This window comes from Ulvibacter litoralis (assembly GCF_900102055.1).
Lineage (GTDB): Bacteria > Bacteroidota > Bacteroidia > Flavobacteriales > Flavobacteriaceae > Ulvibacter > Ulvibacter litoralis.
The window spans coordinates 243,650-263,434 of record NZ_FNBA01000002.1; the positions used below are offsets into that span (position 1 = coordinate 243,650).

The window sequence follows — 19,785 nt, forward strand, 5'->3', positions numbered from 1 at the left end:
TTACTAAAGATAAACACTTACTTTTTACATGGCAAACTTAGCAATCAATACCACACAAAACGTAAATTTAGACTATAAAATTGTAAGTGTGGGTGAGCGCATATTGGCTTTCCTAATTGATTTTCTGATTTTCACAGTTTATCTGTATGCAGTTGAATTGGTTACAAGTTTTATGGGAGCTGCCATTAGCGACCGATGGACTGTTTTTGGCTTGCAACAATTGCTATTATTGCCAGTTATGTTTTATTCGTTGTACATGCACATTCTTTTTAATGGGCGTACGGTAGGGAAAATGATTTTAAAAACTAGAGTCGTAAAAATTGATGGAAGCCCTGCACATTGGTCTAATTATATGATTCTTTGGATGCTTCGTTTGGTCGATATTTGGATTTTCTTAGGGTCTATCGGACTCTTAACCATTCTTTTTTCTGATCGAAGACAACGCGTTGGAGACTTTGCTGCAGGTACTGTAGTGATAAGTACCAAAAATAAGGTGAAAATTACGCACACCATATTAGAAGAAATTGAAGAAGAATACGAACCTCAATTTCCAACCATCATGCGATTAACCGACAAAGATGTTCGTGTGATAAAAGAAACTTATTTAATTGCGATAAAAGGAAACGATTACAAGACACTAAATGCACTTCGGAAAAAAATAGAAAGCATTTTAGAAGTATCTTCAAAATATTACGACCGACAGTTTATCGAAACTGTTTTAAAAGATTATAACTACTATACCCAGAACATGTGAGTTTATTTTTAATCATAGATATTTTAGGAACCATAGCGTTCTCAATCTCGGGAGTGCTTACAGCTTTAAAAAAGCGTATGGATCCCTTCGGAATCTTAATTATTGCCTTTGTTACTGCCGTTGGAGGAGGAACATTGCGTGATGTTTTAATAGACGCCGATATTACATGGATGCGCAACCTAACGTTTGTGTATGTAATTTTTATCACCTTCATTGTTGCCGTTATATTCAGAAAAAAACTAGGGTATGTTCGTAAGTCTTTATTTTTATTTGATACCATCGGAATTGCCTTATACACCATCGTAGGGGTTGAAAAAGGAATTGCGGCTGGTTTTCCGCCCATAATTTGTGTGGCACTAGGAACAATGACTGCTTGTTTTGGAGGGGTAATTCGTGACATTCTATGTAATGAAATCCCGATTATTTTTAGAAAAGAAATTTATGCAACCGCTTGTATTCTAGGAGGTACAGCCTATTTTTTATTGATGAAAACAACGCTTACCGAAGATTGGGTTGTGGTAATTTCAGGTTCGTTGGTGATTTTAGTGCGTTTGCTAGCGGTAATCTTTAAATTATCGCTACCAAATATTTATAAGGATCAAATAGTAATTGACAAGGAGTAAGGCTTACTCTAGCACTTTGGCTTTAAGATAAATATTTTCTAACGGCCAGTCGCCTTCATCTCGTTTCACGCTTGCAATTTTCTCCAATACATCCATTCCTTGAATTACTTGTCCGAAAATCGTGTAGTTGCCATTAAGATGTCCGGTGGACGTTTGCGTTTCGGGACCTATAAATATAAAAAATTCAAAAGGAGCTGTTTGTTTGTCTGGATTTTCGCGGTATTCTTTCGCACCAGAAATGGTTCCATATCTGTGTTTTCGACCCGACTGTAGTTCGGCAGGAAGCAAGTAGTCTTTTCCTATAGCAGCTCTTTTTTTAGGAGTACTTCTCAAATCACTATTTCCTCCTTGAATAATAAAATTTGGAACCACACGATGAAAAAACGTCTCGTTAAAATATTCCTGTTTTACCAAATAAATAAAATTAGCGCGGTGTAATGGAGTATCTTCAAATAATTGAAAGGTCATATCCCCAAAGCGTGTGCTAAGCAATACTTTAGTTTCAGGATTGTCTTTTCCGTATTGGGTAAGAAATTCGACAACATTTTTTTGAGTAATTTCTGGATAGGTATTTTTCTTAGTTTCAATGTTTTCTTCGGAAGCTTCCGTAGGAATGACACTGTCTTTTAGTTGTTCTTTAACTGTTTCTTTATTCGCTTCGGAAACCTTTTTCTTATCTTCACAACTTGCAAAAAGTAGAACGGAAGCAATAACAACAAATAGAAAAGAGTTTTTAAATGACATTTGAAGAGTTTGAAAAACGAGTGGCAAAAATAGCAAAAATGAAACTTCCTGGGGAAGCCATTCAATTAAAAATGGCGCCCATCGAACGGATTTTAGAATTGAAAGCCCAAGCGCGAGAAGCCAAAACAGCCAAACAAGCTGGAGTATTGGCATTGTTTTATCCTGCTACCACCAATGAAACACATTTGGTATTAATTCTTCGGAAGACTTATAAAGGGGTACATTCTGCTCAAATATCCTTTCCAGGAGGCAAAAGAGAAGCCGAGGACGCTTCCTTGTTAGAGACCGCATTACGTGAAACGGAAGAAGAAGTAGGTGTAGACCGTACGTCAGTTTCCGTAGTAAAAGAACTCACCGAAATTTACATTCCGCCAAGCAACTTTTTTGTACAAGGCTATGTCGGAATTACAACCAAAACACCACATTTTATTCCGCAAGAAAACGAAGTAGAGGAGATTCTTGAAATCCCGTTGTCACATTTCATGGACGATTCAATTCTTGTAACTAAAACATTATCAACTTCGTATGCTACCAACATCGAAGTTCCTGCTTTTTTGCTAAATGGTCATGTGGTTTGGGGAGCCACAGCGATGATATTAAGTGAAGTACGTGAAATGCTAAAAGCAGTATTGTAAAGCTGTAATTTCGTATCTTTGCCCAATACTTAGTAGTGCTTAAAATACTACTTTGTATATTTTTGATCAAGGTCAAAATTTAATTCAATAAATAGAAATTACTACATGGGGCTTTTTAAAAGAAATCCATTTGGACATATATTATTCATTAAGCTTTGGCTTATTCGTATTCTAGGATCTTTAACACACCGAAGATTCAAAGGGTTTAACGAGTTACAGATTGAAGGAAGTGAAATAATTAAAAACTTACCAGACACCAATGTATTGTTTGTGTCTAACCACCAAACGTATTTTGCAGATGTCGTGGCAATGTTTCACGTTTTTAACGCAAGTTTGAGCGGCAGACAAGACAGTATCAAAAACATAGGCTATTTGTGGCGCCCGAAGTTAAATCTTTATTTTGTTGCGGCTAAAGAAACCATGCAAGATGGATTGTTGCCTAAAATATTGGCGTATGCTGGTTCTGTTAGTATTGAGCGCACATGGCGTGCCGAAGGTAAAAATGTAAACCGTCAGGTAAAAATGAGTGATGTAAGTAACATCACAAAAGCATTGGACGATGGTTGGGTAATTACTTTTCCGCAGGGAACCACAAAGCCTTGGAAACCTATTAGAAGAGGTACAGCGCATCTTATTAAAAAGAATAAGCCTATTGTAGTGCCTATTGTTATTGATGGTTTTAGACGTTCTTTCGATAAAAAAGGACTTCGTACCAAGAAAAAAGGAATTTTACAGTCTATGGAAATTAAAGCTCCGCTTGAAATAGATTACGAAAATGAATCGGTTGAATCAATTGTAGAGAAACTGGAATATGCTATCGAGCAGCATCCATCGTTCTTAAAAGTGGTTCCTTCCGAAGAAATTAAAACACAAGAAGAACTGAATAAAGAACGCGAATGGCGTTATTAATTTTCTAAACAGCTTCTATCAAAAAGCCTCTAAAATATCAATGGATACTTTAGAGGCTTTTTTTTAGTTGTTGGAGTTCGGATTGTAATTACATACTAAACTTCAATCTTCTCCAACTCACAGTAATTGCGTTTTAAACGTTTTAAAAGGATTCCGTAGATAACACGGTAAAAAAGAATGATGAGTCCAACAAAAACAACGCTAATCACTAACTGACTTATGAAAAATACTGAAGTGAAACTTTCTTGCGGAATTGCGCCATAGCCTTCATAATTCTGAACCATTAATTTGTATAGTTGGTCTTTCTTTGTGAAGTAAAACATGTTCACAGCTAGCATTAATAAGATAGATGCTCCTACGTTGTAAAAAACAAAGTACTTTACGGTTTTACGCGTATTTAAAATACTTCGCATTAATTCTTTAATCGTGTCTGTAACTTTTATGGAGTGATAATTTTTATAAAAAAGATAAATAAACCCTGCGAATATGATGTAATGCACAATATTCACCACCATGAAGGTCGTTTTTAAACCAATACTATCGTTAATTGCTTTGCTCGATTCTGGCACAAAAAAGGCTAGAATGGTCCAGAATAATAATTCACCAATGCTTATCAAGAAAATCCACTTCACAATAGAAGACGACTTTTTAAGCAACATCTTATGAATATCTGTATACGACAACTTAGGGAGCTCTTGCTCTCTAGATTGCCATTGTTTTTTTAAAAGTTCTAAGTTATCCATCGGGGGTTACGGATTTAGTATGGTTCTTAATTTCTCTTTGATTCTGTTCATCTTCACGCGTGCGTTAACTTCAGAAATTCCTAATGTTTCAGAAATTTCTCGGTATGATTTGTCTTCTAAATATAAAAACACCAATGCTTTGTCTATATCGTTTAGGCTTTTTACACCACTGTACATTAATTTTAACTGCTCTTCAACCGTATCATCGTAGGCTTCCGCAGAAATTTTAAAACTAACACCTTCAAAATCTTGTGTTTTTACGGTGCGTTTTGATTTTCGATATAAAGTAATGGCTGTATTTAAAGCCACTCGATACATCCAAGTGCTAAACTTTGAGTCCCCTCGAAATTTAGGAAATGCCTTCCATAATTGGATGGTAATCTCCTGGAACAAATCATTATGTGCATCGCTATTATTGGTGTATAATCTGCATATTTTATGCACGATGTTCTGATTTGCTTCGAGCTGCGTTACAAAGCTATGTTCAAGTTCTTTGTTCAATGAATGGTTGTTGGTTACACCATTAGTATCTAACTCCTAATGTTTGTTACAAAAGTCATAAAAATAAGCCGTTTTTATTACTTTACCACTTACAAATAGTACCTTTGTGAAAGCCTAAATGTCTAAAACTATAGGTACTCTAAAACGCTTGTAGGCTCAGTCATTTTACAAATAAAATTACGATGTCCTATGAATATTCCTGAAACAAAAAATCCTCGTATTGTTGTTATTGGTGGCGGATTTGGAGGTATTTCTTTTCTAAATCAATTGCGATCTATAGAAGCTCAAATTGTTCTTTTTGACCGTCATAATTACCACACCTTTCAGCCGTTGTTGTATCAGGTTTCTACTGCAGGACTAGAACCCGATTCTATTGCATATCCACTTCGGAAAGTGTTTCGGAAAAACAGAGATTTTCATTTTCGAATGGCAGAAGTAAATAACATTGATACCGCTTCAAAAACCATTGAGACCTCTATCGGAAATCTATCGTTTGATTATTTAGTGATTGCTACGGGGACGCGGACAAATTTCTTCGGAAATAAAAACATTGAAGCGAATAGTATGCCAATGAAAACGGTTCCGCAGGCATTAGACATTCGGAGTTTGATTCTTCAAAACATAGAAAAAGCAGATCGCATTACTTCTGAAGCTGAACGGAGACGTTTACTAAATTTTGTAATCGCAGGAGCAGGCCCAACGGGCGTAGAATTAGCAGGTGCTTTGGCGGAGTTCCGAAAAGGAATTTTAAAAAATGATTACCCAGAGCTTGACGAAAACGAAATGCAAGTCCACCTTATTGAAGGTTCCGATCGCGTATTGGCGCCAATGAGTCCGCAAGCCTCTAAAAAATCATTACAGTTTTTACTCAACCTTGGAGTTAAAGTTCACTTAAACACCTTAGTAAAAGATTACGACGGAACAACAGTCATTACTGAATCTGAAAATTTTGACACCGCAACTTTTATTTGGGCGGCAGGAGTAACAGGAGCTCCAGTTTCGGGGCTTGATGGGGATGCTTTATTGCCTAGAGCCAATCGCTATAAAGTGAATGAGTTTAACGAGATTGAAGGGTTTAAAGGCTATTATGCACTTGGGGATATTGCGTTAATGGAAACGAAAGACTATCCTAAAGGACACCCTCAAGTGGCGCAACCTGCGATTCAACAAGGGAGACGATTGGGGAAAAATATGAAACGATTGTTAGCAGGGAAATCAATGGAACCCTTTTCCTATTTCGATAAAGGAACCATGGCGACCATTGGACGTAACAAAGCCGTTTGTGATGTTAAAAAGATGCACTTTGCAGGTGCCTTTGCTTGGTTTTTATGGATGTTTGTACACCTTTGGTTTTTGGTAGGCTTCCGAAATCGAGTGGTTACTTTCTTTAATTGGACCTATAATTATATCAATTACGACCGTGCGGCACGCTTAATTATTCGTCCGTTTAAAGGGAAGTAGTTGTTGTTGTTTTTCTTCGGAAAGGTTTACAGCGCTGTTTTAACGTTTATGGGGCCGCCAGACGACACATAACCACCGCCAATCTCATCGATGTTTACATCAAGCTCGTCGGACGTATCAATACTGTTGATATTCACTTTTAGCTCATCGTAGGTATCTATATTTTTAAGGTTCACATTTAGTTCGTCGTAAGTGTTGATATCTACAATGCGAACGTCCATCGTGTTAAACTCGTTGACAGGAACCAATCGGTATTCTGTTGTTTTTTTGGCAACAGGAATTCCTTCTGAAGCATAAGCCGACGGAATGATGTCTATTTCTTTCACGACGTTTATAGTAAGGCAAACGGCAATAATAGTAAGGACGATTTTGGTGTAACGATCTGTTTTCATACGTATATATTTAAGTGAAACATTATTTTTAATTCTATTGCTTTTATAGATCCTAGAAGGAATAGCAATTGAATGCTATCAAATAGTGTTCCTTCTATACGTTACGAGTTCCATTTCTTCAGCTTTTCCTCGTAATTTTTCTTTCCCAATATCATGACGACTTACTCTTTTTGGCAGTTTGTAAGCGATGTCTGCAAAATCTTTAGAAGCCAATATATCTAAACCAAATTCACTACAAAGTCCTTGAATTCTGGAGGTGGTATTGAGTACATCTCCAGAAAAAGCAATATCTCTTTTAATCTGTCCAATTTCACCCACCATTACCGAACCATAGTGATAGCCAGTTCTAAATTCGGGTACAAAGCCATACTTCTTTTTGTATAGTTTCGACTTACGATTAATAATTTTCAACATGCTATAATAACACTGTAAGGCATTGGCGTTTTTAAGTCCGGACTTCATCTTCCAAGTGACTACAATTTCGTCGCCTACATATTGATAGACTTCGCCACGAGTTTGTACAATGGCAGGAGCAATGTCTCTAAAAAAATCTTTCAGAAAATTGAAGTAACGTTCTTCTCCCAAGGTTTCAGCAATTCCCGTTGCATTTTTTAAATCGGCAAACATGAAAATACGACGTTCCTTTTTCGGCATAAAATAACGGCCCATCAAATAATCTGGAAAAACGCCAGGCCCGTATTTATCGTTTACCATGAGTATGATAAGTGTTGAAAAAACGATGAATAACCACAGAATAAAGTTTTTAACAAACATCCAAGTTCCAAAGAAAAAATACGTTTCTTCAATCACTTCAGGATGAAATAAGGGGAGGTTTAAATCTTCCGATTTTATGTACAAAGCTCCCGTCATACTTACAAAAAAGGCTGCAATGCAGTATGCGATAAAAATATAGATTAAGGCCTTCCAAAAAGCGTATTTCCGAAGCCAAAGTTCCATGAGATTTACTGTAAAAATACCTCCAATTAATCCCGATGAAATGGCAACAATAACAATGGCGGTAAGTGCCGATTGAAAATCGTACGAAGAGGTTAAAACGCCTTCATTTTCAAGGGTTTTGTATTCGTATAGAAATAATAATATGGAAATGGTCGTCCAAGAGACCAAAATCCAAAAGGCCCTACGGGTGTAAAACCACAATTCTCTCGAAGTAAATGTTGTAAGTCTTATCAACGATTAGCAGTTTTTATATTTGTCGTGTAATCCTTGTCCGTTCCGTATCATAGGAATAATTTTTTCTAATCGTTTTTGTTTGGTTTCTTCTCGTTTTGCAGCTTCGATATATGCTGCGTATTCCCGTTGTTTTCCCGCAGTTAATTTTTTAAAAGCTTCTTTAACTTTCACATCTGTAGCAAAGGCTTCTTTTAGTAAAGAGGGAAGGACAACACCTTGTTTCCGTTGTACTTTCACAACCTTTCCTGCAATAGAGTTCGCAATTGCTTCAATAATATATTCTTTTACGATTGCTGTTTCAATAGGGTCGTTTTCTGTAAAACGCCATTGTCGTAGTGCTTTAGTGGTTCCTTCTTGAGCATTTACTAATTTTTTAGCGGGGTCTTTCAGAAACACTCCTTGATGAAACCAAATGGCATAATGATGTTTAAACGCTGCAATCCCTGCAACTATTTTTCCGTCGAAAGTGTAGGAAGGTGCGCCCCATTTTACTTCTTCTTGGAGGTCAGTTTCGTTAAAAATGGCTCGTAATTCAGTTAGTTTTTCGGACCATTTTGAATGTTTTTCAATATACGCTGTAACTTTCTGAGCGTCTGTCATAGGTGCTTTTATTTGAGTCGAAGATACCAATTTATAGGTAGCTACTTCGAAATAATTACAATTGAGTTGCGATATTTTACAATTCAGTATTTTTATTTCTGAAAGGTTTTCGTCTTAATAGATATTTGAGGTATCTAAACAAACAACCTTAAACTAAAGTTTACATGAAACAATATACACAAATTAGTCTTGTATTTATTTTCATTCTTTTTGCTTCCTTTTCAGGAGTGAGTCAAAACACAATTTCAGGAACAGTTACACAACCAAATGGAACGCCTATTGTTGGTGCAAATGTATATTTGGAAGGAACCTACGATGGCGTTTCGACCAATGAAGCCGGACAGTTTTCTTTTGAAACTCAAGAGGAAGGAATTCAAACCTTGTTTATTTCATATGTTTCGTACGAACCTTTTTTACTAGCGGCTTCAGTAACGCAAATGAAGGATTTAAAAATAACGCTCCGAGAAGATGTAAATTCGTTAGATACGGTTGTTATCTCTGCAGGTTCGTTTGAAGCAAGCGATAATAGTAAAGTATCAGTTTTAAAACCCTTAGACGTGGTTACGACCGCAAGTGCCTTGGGCGATTTTGTAGGCGCTTTGCAAACCTTGCCCGGAACCACAACAGTTGCCGAAGATGGACGTCTGTTTGTGCGCGGAGGAAGTGCAGAAGAAACTCAGATTTTTATTGACGGCATTCGTGTGTTTACGCCGTATACGCCAACAACTAATAATGTACCCACTCGCGGACGGTACAGTCCGTTTTTGTTTGACGGAATTACCTTTTCTACAGGAGGATATTCTGCAGAATACGGACAAGCTTTATCATCAGTCTTATTATTGAATACGATAGACGAACCCGATCAAGAAAAGACAGACATTTCATTAATGACAGTAGGAGCGGGGATTGGAAACACTCAAAAATGGACAACTAGTTCGCTTAGTGTGAATGCTTCGTATATTAATTTAGAACCATATACTGCATTACTTCCAGACCGAAATGAATGGCAAAAGCCTTTTGAAGCAATTTCAGGAGAAACGGTCTTTCGTCAAAAGTTTGAGGAAGGTCTTCTGAAAGTGTACGCTGCTTTTGATACGACTAATTTTCAGTTGGATGTGGAAGATATCAATGTACCTGAAGGCATCAATTTTGCTTTAAAAAACAATAACTTTTATACCAATGTGAGTTATAGGGAACGTTTGGGGTCTAATTGGAAGTTGTTTGCTGGAGGGAGTTATACGTTTTCAAAAAACAAAACAACTATTGAATCGGCAGCAATTAACACCACCGAAAATTCAGCACATTTGAAGCTTAAGTTTCGTAAAAAATTCAACAATCGATTTAAATTAAGTGTAGGTTCAGAGCAGTTCAGCTCAAAAATAGATGAAGATTTTAATGACCCAAACTTCAGTAAAACCTATGGATACAGTTCTTCTATTAGCAGTCTTTTTTCCGAAGCAGATATTATATTTTCTAAAAAGTTTGCCTTAAAATTAGGAGTGCGTGGCGAATACAGTGAGGCGTTTAATGAGTTTACAGTTTCGCCAAGAGCTTCAGTAGCCTATAAAACAGGACGAAACAGTCAGTTGTCATTGGCGTATGGCGATTTTTACCAGCAAGCATCCAGCGAGGTCTTAAAGTTTACTACAGCTGTGGAATCACAAAAAACGCAACACTTTATCGCCAATTACCAATACGCGGCGAACCATAGAATTTTTAGAGCAGAATTGTATCGCAAACAATATAGTAACTTGATTACGTATCCATCTTCGACACCTGAGTTTGATAGTAACTACGGAAACGATGGCGACGGATACGCACAGGGAATTGATCTTTTTTGGAGAGATGATGAAAGCATTAAAAATGTAGATTATTGGGTGAGTTATTCTTTGTTAGATACCCAACGTAAGTATCAAAATTATCCAACAGAAGCAACACCAAGTTTTGCAAATACGCATAACCTGTCTGTAGTTGCCAAGTATTGGATAAACGATTGGAAGAGTCAGGTCGGATTTAGTTACCAATTTGGAAGCGGACGTTCCTATACCGATGTTAATAAACCAGGGTTTTTGCAGGACAAACTGAAAGATTATCACAGTATCAGTCTGAATTGGGCGTACTTACTTTCGCAACAAAAGATTTTGTATTTCTCTGTCAATAATCCCTTCGGATTTAAAAACGTAAATGGGTATCAATATGCCGATACGCCAAATACAAACGGAGTTTTTAATCGCAGAACGTTGTTGCCTGCAGCAGATCAATTCTTTTTTGTCGGCTTCTTTTGGACGATTAGTGATGATAAAAGTGACAACCAATTGGATAATTTATAATGCTTCGGAACGTGAGAAGTTGGGAAGAAATACAGTTCATCCAATAAAACCAACAGTTGAGTCAGGAGCCTTTTTAATAAAGCTTCTTCTGAAGGATATTTGAATAACAAATAACAGAAACACATAAAAATAGGAATCATTAAAAGGTTTAATTACCTTGAACAAACAAACGAAATATGAAAAAACTAGCCATTATTTTAATTGTATTACTTTCAGCAAAAGGAATAAGTCAATCTACAGAACGTGTAGAAAAAACAAAGTATCAGCAAGGAATGACAAAAGCTTTCGGATTATGGGAAGACAATAAGCCTTGGGAAGCAGCCAACTTGTTTGAACGCATCGCTTCTGCAGAGCCTGATAATTGGTTGCCTTTTTTTTATGTAGCGCAAATCAATATCTTATATAGTTTTTCAGAAAAGGACAAAACCAAACTTAAAGCACAGTTGGCAAAAGCAAAAGACTTTCTGAATGACGCCAAAGCCATCTCAAAGAACAATCCAGAAATCATGGTGTTGGAAGCACAATGGTACACCGCATGGATTGTGTTTGACGGACAACAATACGGAATGACTTATTCGGGAAAGGTAGCGGCACTGTATCAAGCGGCACAACAAATAGCTCCGGAGAACCCAAGAGTCGCACTAGGGAAGACAGAATGGGATTTAGGAACTGCTCAGTTTTTTGGACAACCAACCGATAAGTTTTGTCCCGAATTAGAAAGAGCCGTAGCATTGTTTGATACATTTGTTCCTGAAGGAGAGTTTTACCCACAAGGTGGTAAAGAGTATGCAATGGGAGTTGTCGCAAAAACATGTAAAAAATAATGAAAAGAATTGTACAAGAGTTTATCAAGGCTTCTGTAATTGGAGTAATTGTATTTATCGTATTCGGAATTATTCGATACTTTAATGGATCTTCTTTTTTAGGGAGTCGCCCCTTAGTAGAAACCTTACTTTATAATGAAATTTATTCGGTAGTTCTCTATGGAGGGAATGCAGTTTTGATATACTACTTGAAAAAAAAGTATAAGAACGAACTTTACAAAGGAAAGCATCTTTTAAAAGGAATTTTTGGAGGAGTTTTAATAACAATCACGTCCATTTTTATACTCCGATTTGTGAATTCGGTCTTTGTTTATGGAAAAAGCGCAGAGGCATTTATAAAAGATGAAAACCTGAGTTATTATTACGGATCGTTTATAGTTTCTATGATAATTATTGCAGTGTTTTATTCCATTTTCTATTACAAACACAAGCAAGAAACAAAGGTTAAAGAACAAAAAATCATTGCAGGAACTGCTTCCGCTAAATTTGATGCGTTAAAAAACCAGTTAGATCCACATTTCTTGTTCAATAGTTTAAATGTACTAACTAGTTTAATTGAAGAGAATCCTTCCGCAGCAACAAAGTTCACCACCGCATTATCGAAAGTATATCGCTATGTGCTAGAACAGAAAAACAAAGATCTGGTTACGGTGGCTGAAGAGTTGAAATTCGCCCGACTGTATATGTCACTTATCGAAATGCGCTTTGAAGACAGTATTGTGTTTACTCTACCCGAAAAAATTAGCAATCCGGAAGCCAAAGTAGTACCACTATCCCTTCAGTTGTTGTTAGAAAATGCTGTAAAACACAACCAGGTAATGCCTTCAAAAAAGCTATATATCTCTATTGAAGAACACGAGGGTACCTTGGTAATCGTAAACAATATTCAGACAAAACAAGTACTACGAGAAAGTACAGGCGTAGGACTTAAAAACATTCGAGAACGATACGAATTATTGACTAACAGACCTGTACAAATTACAAACGATTCAAAACAATTTAGTGTTGCCATACCAATGCTAACTAAAGAAACAATGACGATGAACACACAGGATACATTTATTTCAGAAAAAAAATATTCACTTGCCAAAGAACAAGTAGAAAAGTTGAAAGGATTTTACATACATTTTGGTATATACCTATTGTTTGTACCCGTATTTATATGGTTAAACTACATTTCGAACGCGGGATTCCCTTGGGCAATATTCCCAATAGGAGGATGGGGCTTCGGAGTATTATCTCATGCCGCCGAAACGTTCGACTTTAATCCGTTCTTCGGAAAGAATTGGGAGGAGCGAAAAATTAAAGAATTGATGGAAAAAGACAAGGAATAACAATTGGTCCTTCAAATTTTACAGTTGAGTCCATTAGTTTCGCACAGCCGCTACATCTACTGTATTTTTGACCTATAACTTAAAATAAATAACATGGAACCATCAAACAACGACAACAAGTATTACAAAGCAAAGAAACAAGTAAGAGAAATTAAAAAGTTCTACACCACCTTAATGATGTATTTGATTTTTATTTCAGGACTTGCAATGTTGAATTATTACACCAACGAATTTCGTTATCCTTGGTTTTTATGGGCTGCTTTTGGATGGGGAATAGGATTGTTTTTTCAAGGAGTAAAAGCGTTTCAATGGAATCCTTTCTACGGAAAAGATTGGGAAGAGCGCAAAATAAAAGAATTTATGGACAAAGATTCTGACGACGAAAACACCATTAAATTTTAATACTATGGACACTAAAAAAAGCTTAAAATACCTTCGCGCAAAGAAAAAAGTTGAAGCCCTAAAAGGATTGTACGGTCATATCACAGTGTACGTAATTTTAAACACAATCATGATCCTAATTAATGCAAACGTGTTTAACTCAAGTCCGATCGATTTTTCTGGCTTCGGAATGTACTTTACAGCCATTATGTGGGGAATCGGTCTCTTTTTTCATATGGTGTATGTTTTAATTATTTATAACTTTAATTCTAATTTTATTAGAAACTGGGAAGACAAAAAGATTGAAGAATTCCTAAACAAGAACGACTAACAAATATACCACCAACGAACCAAAACTATGAATGTACTTATTATTGAAGACGAAAAACCATCAGCAAGACGCTTACAACGAATGCTAGAACGATTAGACCTTTCGGTAGCCACTATGTTGCACACTGTAGAAGAGTCTATTGCTTGGTTTGGGGCGAATGAACATCCCGATCTTATTTTTTTAGACATTCAATTAAGTGATGGATTATCGTTCGAGATTTTTGATTCGGTAGAGGTGAAGAGCTCCATTATATTTACCACAGCTTTTGACGAATATGCTTTACAAGCCTTTAAATTAAATAGTATTGACTATTTGCTGAAGCCCATTGATGAAGAGGAACTGGAGGCTGCTGTTTTAAAATACCAATCGTTGCAACCGAAAGCACAGAACCTTCAGCTGAACTTTGATGATATTAAAAAACTACTTACCAATCCTGTAGAACGCGAATACAAAAAGCGCTTCACGACTAAAATCGGACAGCATATTAAAATGATTTCCGTAGAAGAAATTGAATGCTTTTATTCAGAAAATAAAGGAACCTACGCGCATACTACAGACGGGAGAGATTATTTGTTGGATACGACCTTAGAACAATTGGAAGAAGAATTAGAACCGAAAACGTTTTTCAGAATTAGCCGTAAGTTTTACATCAACATCAATGCGATAAAAGACATTATTTCGTACACAAATTCACGTCTTCAACTGAAGCTAAACACCTTTAAAGAACAGGAGGTAATTGTGGCTCGTGAGCGTGTAAAGGACTTTAAATTGTGGTTAGAATAGGGTTACTTTTTCTTATCAATTCGATTGTCTTGAAAGGACGACGGCAATAGTTTTGGGATAAACTTCACCAATAACGGAAGCAATATGGTTCCGCCAGGTAACAAGAAAATAGTTAACGAAGGCACCGTTTTACAGATGTCTAATAATTGTTCTTTTACCTTTTTTTTCTCTTCGGAAGTCAACTCACGAACGGCTGAGTTTCCTAATAAGATAACAAGCTCTCCACTTTCTTCCAACTCCTTTGTCAATCGATCTTTATTTCGAAGAATCAGATTTTTTACGGTTTTAGAAGACTGTTTGTAAAATTGATTTACAGGATTTGAATACTCAAAAAGCTTAATTTTAGTTTTATGATTTTCAGAAAAAAGGCGCAAACTTTCGATGGATTTCTGAAGGTCTTCTTCTTTAAAATCAAGTAAGATACTTAGTTGTTGTAAAAATTGATATTCAGAAGCATCAATACTATGGTCGTCATGTATGGCGAGAATACATAAATCTAAGATGTATTTTTTTTCTAAAATGTCCTTTTCGGTTAAGTATTGAACGCCTTCAAATGTGAAAATTTGGTTGGTGTTTAATCTTCCTAACAAATAATCGGACGACGATTTAAACAATTCTAAGAGCTGCTTGTCATATTTGTTTTTTTTATGTTTTGACCGTAATGCCAAGAAACAGCAGCTAACAATCGTACTCTCTAATTCGTCTAAATACGGTTTTAGTTTTTTGGGCGTTTTTAAAAATTCTCGATACGCCAATACATCTGCATATAACAGGGCAAAGGTTACTAGCGAGGCCGTATTCTTTTTTAAAACAGTGTTTGCTTCCTGCAATCGAGCGGCAAGTATTTGTTCTAAATTGCTAGTTGGGCTACTTGATAATGTTAACTTTTGAAAAAATCCAGGTTTCCCTTTTTCAATATTTTTATAAAAATCGACAGTGCTTTGTATTGCATCATTATAACTTGCTTCTGGATATTGCTGAAAGAAGGTAAACAATAACGTGTGAAAAAGATTTACTTTTGTTAATTCTTCTTTTGTGAGCCTTAAATGACTAATAGGTTTGCTCTGAAGGGTAAGCACAGACACACCATAGATAAAGCCAACGGACTTTAATTGTAAGTAAAAAGAAATTTCATCCGTAAAGTTGGACGTAAGCGTTTGCTTATCAAATCCATCTAAAAACTTTGGAATCCAGTCTGCTGCGGAAGGGTTCATAGGTTAAATTAACTATTTTTACAGTTCTTGAAATTGGAATAATTTTGGATTAACAAAAGATTAACGCCCATAAAAAAAACCAAGAGTGTAAATTCGTCGTAAATATAGCCAACAAGTAAAAATAAGTATTAAATAACAACTTAAATTATGAAAAAAACAAAATTTTTAGCAGCTATCGGAGGTTTGGGATTAGCCGCTCTTTCGGTATTTTTAATTGCTGCCGACCACATTGATGCTCCAGCAGTAGCAGGAACATCTACAGACATTACAGACTTCTATGCGTTTCAAGGAGAGAATCCAGACAACTTAGTGTTTGTAGCAAACGTTCAAGGGCTTTTAGCTCCAGGACAACCAACCGAACAAGCTATATTTGACGAAAATGTATTGGTAGAATTCAATATCGATAAAACAAACGACCTTGTAGAGGATGAATTAATTCAAGCAATAAAAAGAAATGACTCTATGTATTTCTTTATGCCCACTACAAATTCGCAAACAGGTTTAACAAGTACGATTAATGCAGCAACTCAAATTGGTGTTGTAAAAATATCTACAACGACAGATGTTCAAACGTCGACAAATGACGACGGATTTAAATTTTTCGCGGGTCCAAGAGAGGATCCTTTCTTTTTCGACTTTGTTCAATACGGAGAGATTTTAGCGGGTAATGCACCTGGAGGATTTAACAATCCAGGGTCAGACACATTCGCTGGTACTAACGTATTATCAATTGTTGTTGAGGTTCCTAAAAGTAAATTAGGAAGTCCAACTCCAGGAGCAAATCCATTAAATCCAAGTGCTCGTTTGTACAATGCTTGGGTAGAAGCAAAAAGAAAACAATAATAATTAGTAGTAATAAGAAAACATTTAAATATGAAAACATATAAATATATAACGATAATAGTTGTGATTTTTACGTCGCTTTTGTTCGTACAATGTTCAGACGATGACGATAACGGAAACGTGTTAGGAGAAGTTACCTGTGATGACGGAATTAAAAATGGTGATGAAACAGGAATTGATTGTGGTGGTTCTGCTTGTGAACCTTGTGCTGTAGAAGCATTAGACTTTTCTGGAAACTTCCAACAAGAAGACCAAATGGGACGTCCAGGAATTAATACCGTATTTGGTACTACTGGAATGAAAGATGCGTTTAACGTAACAATTCCTTCAGAAATGGGAGCTGCTTTCCAATCGAGTTTTGAAAGTAACTTAATGGCGCTAAATCCAGATTACACAACAAACCTTTTAGGATTAGATGCGACTGTTTTTACAACGGTACTTGCAAGTGATGCTTTATGGGTTGCTGAAACAGGGGTAACAACTTATTACAACGGAACAGAAGTATTAACAGGAAGAAACTTAACTGACGATGTTATTGATGTTTCTTTAATCTTAATCTTTGGTGGTCCTGACGGAAGCGAGAAACCAACATTAACTAGTGATTTCGTTTCCTCTAACGATGCGACATTTTCAACTAGTTTCCCATATGTTGCGAGTCCATTTTAAGAAATTTAGAACATAATTAAAAGGTTGCTTAGAAAGTAATAATTATCTATTTGTTTGGTCGAGCACAGTCGAGACCTCATTGAGCGTCTAAGATTTTAAATTTTGACGATACTCGAACAAACAGGATGATTTACTTTTTAATCAACCTTTTTTAATACAAAAAACGATGAAAAACATACTAATACTTGCAGTAATATTCCTAATCGCTGGGTGTAATTATGAAAAAGAAAAGAAAACAACTGCAATGGTAGACTACAATCCGTATTTAGCTACGCAGCAAACTCCTACAAAAGATGCTACATTGGCTGAAATGGAATTTTGGCAAAAAAGGTTGGAAGCAAATCCAAATAGTGTGGTCGATTTATCAAAAGTAGCAGGTTTGAAGAATGCTCTTTTTTCTGAAACTGGCGATGTAACCAACTTGCACCAATCGGAAAAGATGTTGCAAAAATGTTATGAACTTTCGGCACGAAATAAAGACACCTATCTTCGATCTTTAGCACATAATTATATTTCACAACACCGTTTTAAAGAAGCAAAAGTGTTATTGGATAGTGCTTATGCATTTCCAGATAACAAACACGCTACCGAATTAATGCTTTTTGATGTTTCTATGGAATTAGGCGATTACCAAAGAGCCGACACCCTTCTTGGAAAGGTTAAAAACAACGCCGATTTTAATTACTTAATTCGGTTGTCGAAATGGAGTGATTACAAAGGCGACTTAGATTCGGCGATCCGTTATATGGAACAGGCAAAAGCTGTTGCAGAATCTGGCGGAATCAATTCGATGAAAATTTGGACGTATACGAATATAGCCGATTATTATGGGCATGCAGGGAGAATAGATGATGCCTATAAACATTATTTAATGACACTAAAGCTTCAGCCAGATAATGCGTATGCTAAAAAAGGAATCGCGTATATTTTATATGCTTCGGAAAAGAATCCTTCAGAAGCAAACCGAATTTTAGACTCCATTATGGTTACGCACAAGGTTCCCGATTATTATTTGCAAAAAGCAGAATTGGCTGACTACAACGGAAACCTTTCCGAAGTAAAAAAACAAGAACAAAACTTTATTGAAGCTGTAACAGCTGCTAATTACGGCGGAATGTACAACACGTATTTAATCGAATTGTACGCAGAAAGTGCTCCTGAAAAGGCATTGGCTTTGGCTGAAAAAGAAGTTGAAAATCGCGCTACACCTGAAACCTATCAATTGTTAGCCTATGCACAATTGAAAGCTGGAAAAAAGGAAGAAGCGCTCAAAACGATTGAAACATACGTTGAAGGAAAAACGTTTGAGCCTAAAGCAGCATTTCACTCGGCTTTAGTATACAAAGCAAACGGAATGACCGATAAAGTTACACCTATTAAAGAAGAATTAAACGAAGCTGCCTTTGAATTAGGTCCCGTATTAATGCGGAAAGTGGAGAAATTATAAGTATTTAAAAACCAAAGCATCGGTTTTTTCGTAAGTAGTGTTGAAAGGGTTGGTAGTCTATAGTTAAGGTAGACAGAGACCAACCTAGACGGTTTTTTTAGTAGTTTTTGTTAGTTGAGCGCCCTCTTTTAGAGTGGGCGCTCTTTTTGTTTGTACTCTGAAAAGGATAAAAGAGTGCAATACTATAAAGAGAGTATAAATAACCTTTGTGAATAGGCAAAAAAAAACCGCTACAAAATGCAGCGGTTTTGGTTTTAAAAATAGTTGCTAATATTATGGAGCAGCGGTAACCATTCCTAACGTATAAAGTTGAGAAAGGGTAGGGGTTGTGCTTCCTCCCGCTGGTTCTAAGGTAATTCCAAAGGCTTCAGGGGTCGGTATGTTCTCAAATTTATGAACTCCCTTATCTGCGTCTGTAACTGCTTCTAGCAATCCCATACTTGTTGGAGTTAGAGGGTCTAGTGTAAGCGACCATACTTGATAAACTTTTCCGCTTGGCGGTGTAGGCAAGCCATTGGCGTCTATATATGCAATGTTTTCAGCTTTGTTATAGTACACTTTAGCATAGGCATCTGGAGCGACTGCTTGATTTCCAGGAAGCGTTATGGTGTTGAAATCTTTAGAGCGAATTACAGACAATAAGTTGTTTTGTTTTGTAAGTTCTCCTTCTGTAAGATTCACTTTTTCTTTTAATTGTGTATTTTGAATGTTGGTGATTTGAATACTTTTATTCAAATCATTGTTTTGTTTCAACATCCAGAATATTCCAGCAAAGCATAAAATGGCTGCTGCCCAACCAGACATTGCTGCCCAATTCGTTTTATTTGAGGCTGTACCGTCAATGTTTCTTATTTTTTTAATAGAATTTAATACGTACGTCCATACCATGGCAGGAAGTGGTGGCGCTACTGATTCGGCTAAATTAATTAAGGCTGCTTCAATAGTTTCAACTTCTTCCCTCACTTCAGGGTACGTTGCAATTGCATCTTCTATTTCTGAAATTTCTTCAGATGGAAGAGAACCCGTAATATAGAGTTCAAGTTTTCCGGATGCTATAATTTCTTCTGCTGTCATATTTA

General features: G+C 36.3%; 22 protein-coding genes. 14 read left to right on the forward strand and 8 right to left on the reverse strand.

The window, feature by feature from the left end; translation table 11 throughout:
• Positions 1 to 28: 28 nt before the first annotated feature.
• Both BLQ00_RS07145 and BLQ00_RS07150 read left to right on the forward strand, forming a co-directional pair.
• Entirely contained in the window at positions 29 to 754 is a 726-nt protein-coding gene (locus BLQ00_RS07145; RefSeq protein WP_093142465.1) for an RDD family protein, read from the forward strand.
• Positions 751 to 1,377, forward strand: a complete 627-nt coding sequence (locus BLQ00_RS07150; protein WP_093142469.1) for a trimeric intracellular cation channel family protein — start codon at positions 751 to 753, stop codon at positions 1,375 to 1,377. The genes BLQ00_RS07145 and BLQ00_RS07150 overlap by 4 nt, the downstream gene beginning before the upstream one ends.
• A 3-nt stretch (positions 1,378 to 1,380) precedes the next feature.
• Here the strand turns inward: BLQ00_RS07150 and BLQ00_RS07155 are convergent, their stop codons facing one another.
• Positions 1,381 to 2,121, reverse strand: a complete 741-nt coding sequence (locus BLQ00_RS07155; RefSeq protein WP_093142472.1) for a peptidylprolyl isomerase — start codon at positions 2,119 to 2,121, stop codon at positions 1,381 to 1,383.
• On the opposite strand from BLQ00_RS07155, the gene BLQ00_RS07160 reads away from it, so the two are divergent.
• Positions 2,115 to 2,756, forward strand: a complete 642-nt coding sequence (locus tag BLQ00_RS07160; RefSeq protein WP_093143911.1) for an NUDIX hydrolase — start codon at positions 2,115 to 2,117, stop codon at positions 2,754 to 2,756. The two genes, BLQ00_RS07155 and BLQ00_RS07160, sit on opposite strands and share 7 nt — an antisense overlap.
• Before the next feature lie 105 nt (positions 2,757 to 2,861).
• A complete protein-coding gene (locus tag BLQ00_RS07165) occupies positions 2,862 to 3,665 on the forward strand; it encodes a lysophospholipid acyltransferase family protein (protein ID WP_093142475.1) in 804 nt (267 codons plus the stop codon).
• 95 nt (positions 3,666 to 3,760) lie between these two features.
• Here BLQ00_RS07165 and BLQ00_RS07170 read toward each other — a convergent pair whose 3' ends face one another.
• Both BLQ00_RS07170 and BLQ00_RS07175 read right to left on the reverse strand, forming a co-directional pair.
• Positions 3,761 to 4,408 carry a hypothetical protein gene (locus BLQ00_RS07170; protein ID WP_093142477.1) on the reverse strand — a complete coding sequence of 216 codons (648 nt, stop codon included), beginning with the start codon at positions 4,406 to 4,408 and terminating at the stop codon, positions 3,761 to 3,763.
• A gap of 6 nt (positions 4,409 to 4,414) precedes the next feature.
• Entirely contained in the window at positions 4,415 to 4,909 is a 495-nt protein-coding gene (locus tag BLQ00_RS07175; protein WP_093142480.1) for an RNA polymerase sigma factor, read from the reverse strand.
• Positions 4,910 to 5,098: 189 nt separating this feature from the next.
• Here BLQ00_RS07175 and BLQ00_RS07180 point away from each other — a divergent pair, with 189 nt between their 5' ends.
• Positions 5,099 to 6,370 (forward strand): NAD(P)/FAD-dependent oxidoreductase, encoded by a 1,272-nt coding sequence (locus BLQ00_RS07180; RefSeq protein ID WP_093142482.1) that lies wholly within the window; start codon positions 5,099 to 5,101, stop codon positions 6,368 to 6,370.
• A gap of 26 nt (positions 6,371 to 6,396) precedes the next feature.
• Here BLQ00_RS07180 and BLQ00_RS07185 read toward each other — a convergent pair whose 3' ends face one another.
• From BLQ00_RS07185 to BLQ00_RS07195, 3 genes are all read right to left on the reverse strand, one after another.
• A complete protein-coding gene (locus BLQ00_RS07185) occupies positions 6,397 to 6,762 on the reverse strand; it encodes a hypothetical protein (RefSeq protein ID WP_093142485.1) in 366 nt (121 codons plus the stop codon).
• A 78-nt stretch (positions 6,763 to 6,840) separates the two neighbouring features.
• Positions 6,841 to 7,953 carry an adenylate/guanylate cyclase domain-containing protein gene (locus BLQ00_RS07190; RefSeq protein WP_139149370.1) on the reverse strand — a complete coding sequence of 371 codons (1,113 nt, stop codon included), beginning with the start codon at positions 7,951 to 7,953 and terminating at the stop codon, positions 6,841 to 6,843.
• Positions 7,954 to 7,956: 3 nt separating this feature from the next.
• Positions 7,957 to 8,553 carry a YdeI/OmpD-associated family protein gene (locus BLQ00_RS07195; RefSeq protein ID WP_093142490.1) on the reverse strand — a complete coding sequence of 199 codons (597 nt, stop codon included), beginning with the start codon at positions 8,551 to 8,553 and terminating at the stop codon, positions 7,957 to 7,959.
• Between the two features lie 164 nt (positions 8,554 to 8,717).
• On the opposite strand from BLQ00_RS07195, the gene BLQ00_RS07200 reads away from it, so the two are divergent.
• The 6 genes from BLQ00_RS07200 (at position 8,718) to BLQ00_RS07225 (ending at position 14,536) form a co-directional block, all read left to right on the forward strand.
• A complete protein-coding gene (locus BLQ00_RS07200) occupies positions 8,718 to 10,883 on the forward strand; it encodes a TonB-dependent receptor (RefSeq protein ID WP_093142492.1) in 2,166 nt (721 codons plus the stop codon).
• 176 nt (positions 10,884 to 11,059) lie between these two features.
• Positions 11,060 to 11,707 carry a hypothetical protein gene (locus tag BLQ00_RS07205; protein ID WP_093142495.1) on the forward strand — a complete coding sequence of 216 codons (648 nt, stop codon included), beginning with the start codon at positions 11,060 to 11,062 and terminating at the stop codon, positions 11,705 to 11,707.
• Positions 11,707 to 13,041 (forward strand): 2TM domain-containing protein, encoded by a 1,335-nt coding sequence (locus tag BLQ00_RS07210; protein ID WP_093142497.1) that lies wholly within the window; start codon positions 11,707 to 11,709, stop codon positions 13,039 to 13,041. The genes BLQ00_RS07205 and BLQ00_RS07210 overlap by 1 nt, the downstream gene beginning before the upstream one ends.
• A gap of 93 nt (positions 13,042 to 13,134) precedes the next feature.
• A complete protein-coding gene (locus BLQ00_RS07215) occupies positions 13,135 to 13,443 on the forward strand; it encodes a 2TM domain-containing protein (RefSeq protein WP_093142500.1) in 309 nt (102 codons plus the stop codon).
• Between the two features lie 4 nt (positions 13,444 to 13,447).
• A complete protein-coding gene (locus tag BLQ00_RS07220; RefSeq protein ID WP_093142502.1) occupies positions 13,448 to 13,753 on the forward strand; it encodes a 2TM domain-containing protein in 306 nt (101 codons plus the stop codon).
• A 27-nt stretch (positions 13,754 to 13,780) separates the two neighbouring features.
• A complete protein-coding gene (locus BLQ00_RS07225) occupies positions 13,781 to 14,536 on the forward strand; it encodes a LytR/AlgR family response regulator transcription factor (RefSeq protein WP_093142505.1) in 756 nt (251 codons plus the stop codon).
• Between the two features lie 2 nt (positions 14,537 to 14,538).
• Here the strand turns inward: BLQ00_RS07225 and BLQ00_RS07230 are convergent, their stop codons facing one another.
• A complete protein-coding gene (locus BLQ00_RS07230; protein WP_093142507.1) occupies positions 14,539 to 15,750 on the reverse strand; it encodes an LETM1-related biofilm-associated protein in 1,212 nt (403 codons plus the stop codon).
• A 147-nt stretch (positions 15,751 to 15,897) separates the two neighbouring features.
• On the opposite strand from BLQ00_RS07230, the gene BLQ00_RS07235 reads away from it, so the two are divergent.
• From BLQ00_RS07235 to BLQ00_RS07245, 3 genes are all read left to right on the forward strand, one after another.
• On the forward strand, positions 15,898 to 16,593 hold the full coding sequence (locus BLQ00_RS07235) for a DUF4331 family protein (protein WP_093142510.1): 696 nt from the start codon (positions 15,898 to 15,900) through the stop codon (positions 16,591 to 16,593).
• 30 nt (positions 16,594 to 16,623) lie between these two features.
• Positions 16,624 to 17,259: a DUF4331 family protein gene (locus BLQ00_RS07240; protein ID WP_093142513.1), complete on the forward strand. Its 636-nt coding sequence runs from the start codon at positions 16,624 to 16,626 to the stop codon at positions 17,257 to 17,259.
• Positions 17,260 to 17,425: 166 nt separating this feature from the next.
• Positions 17,426 to 18,706 (forward strand): tetratricopeptide repeat protein, encoded by a 1,281-nt coding sequence (locus BLQ00_RS07245; RefSeq protein WP_093142515.1) that lies wholly within the window; start codon positions 17,426 to 17,428, stop codon positions 18,704 to 18,706.
• Positions 18,707 to 18,979: 273 nt separating this feature from the next.
• On the opposite strand, the gene BLQ00_RS07250 is transcribed toward BLQ00_RS07245, so the two are convergent.
• On the reverse strand, positions 18,980 to 19,780 hold the full coding sequence (locus BLQ00_RS07250) for an anti-sigma factor (RefSeq protein WP_093142518.1): 801 nt from the start codon (positions 19,778 to 19,780) through the stop codon (positions 18,980 to 18,982).
• Positions 19,781 to 19,785: the final 5 nt, after the last annotated feature.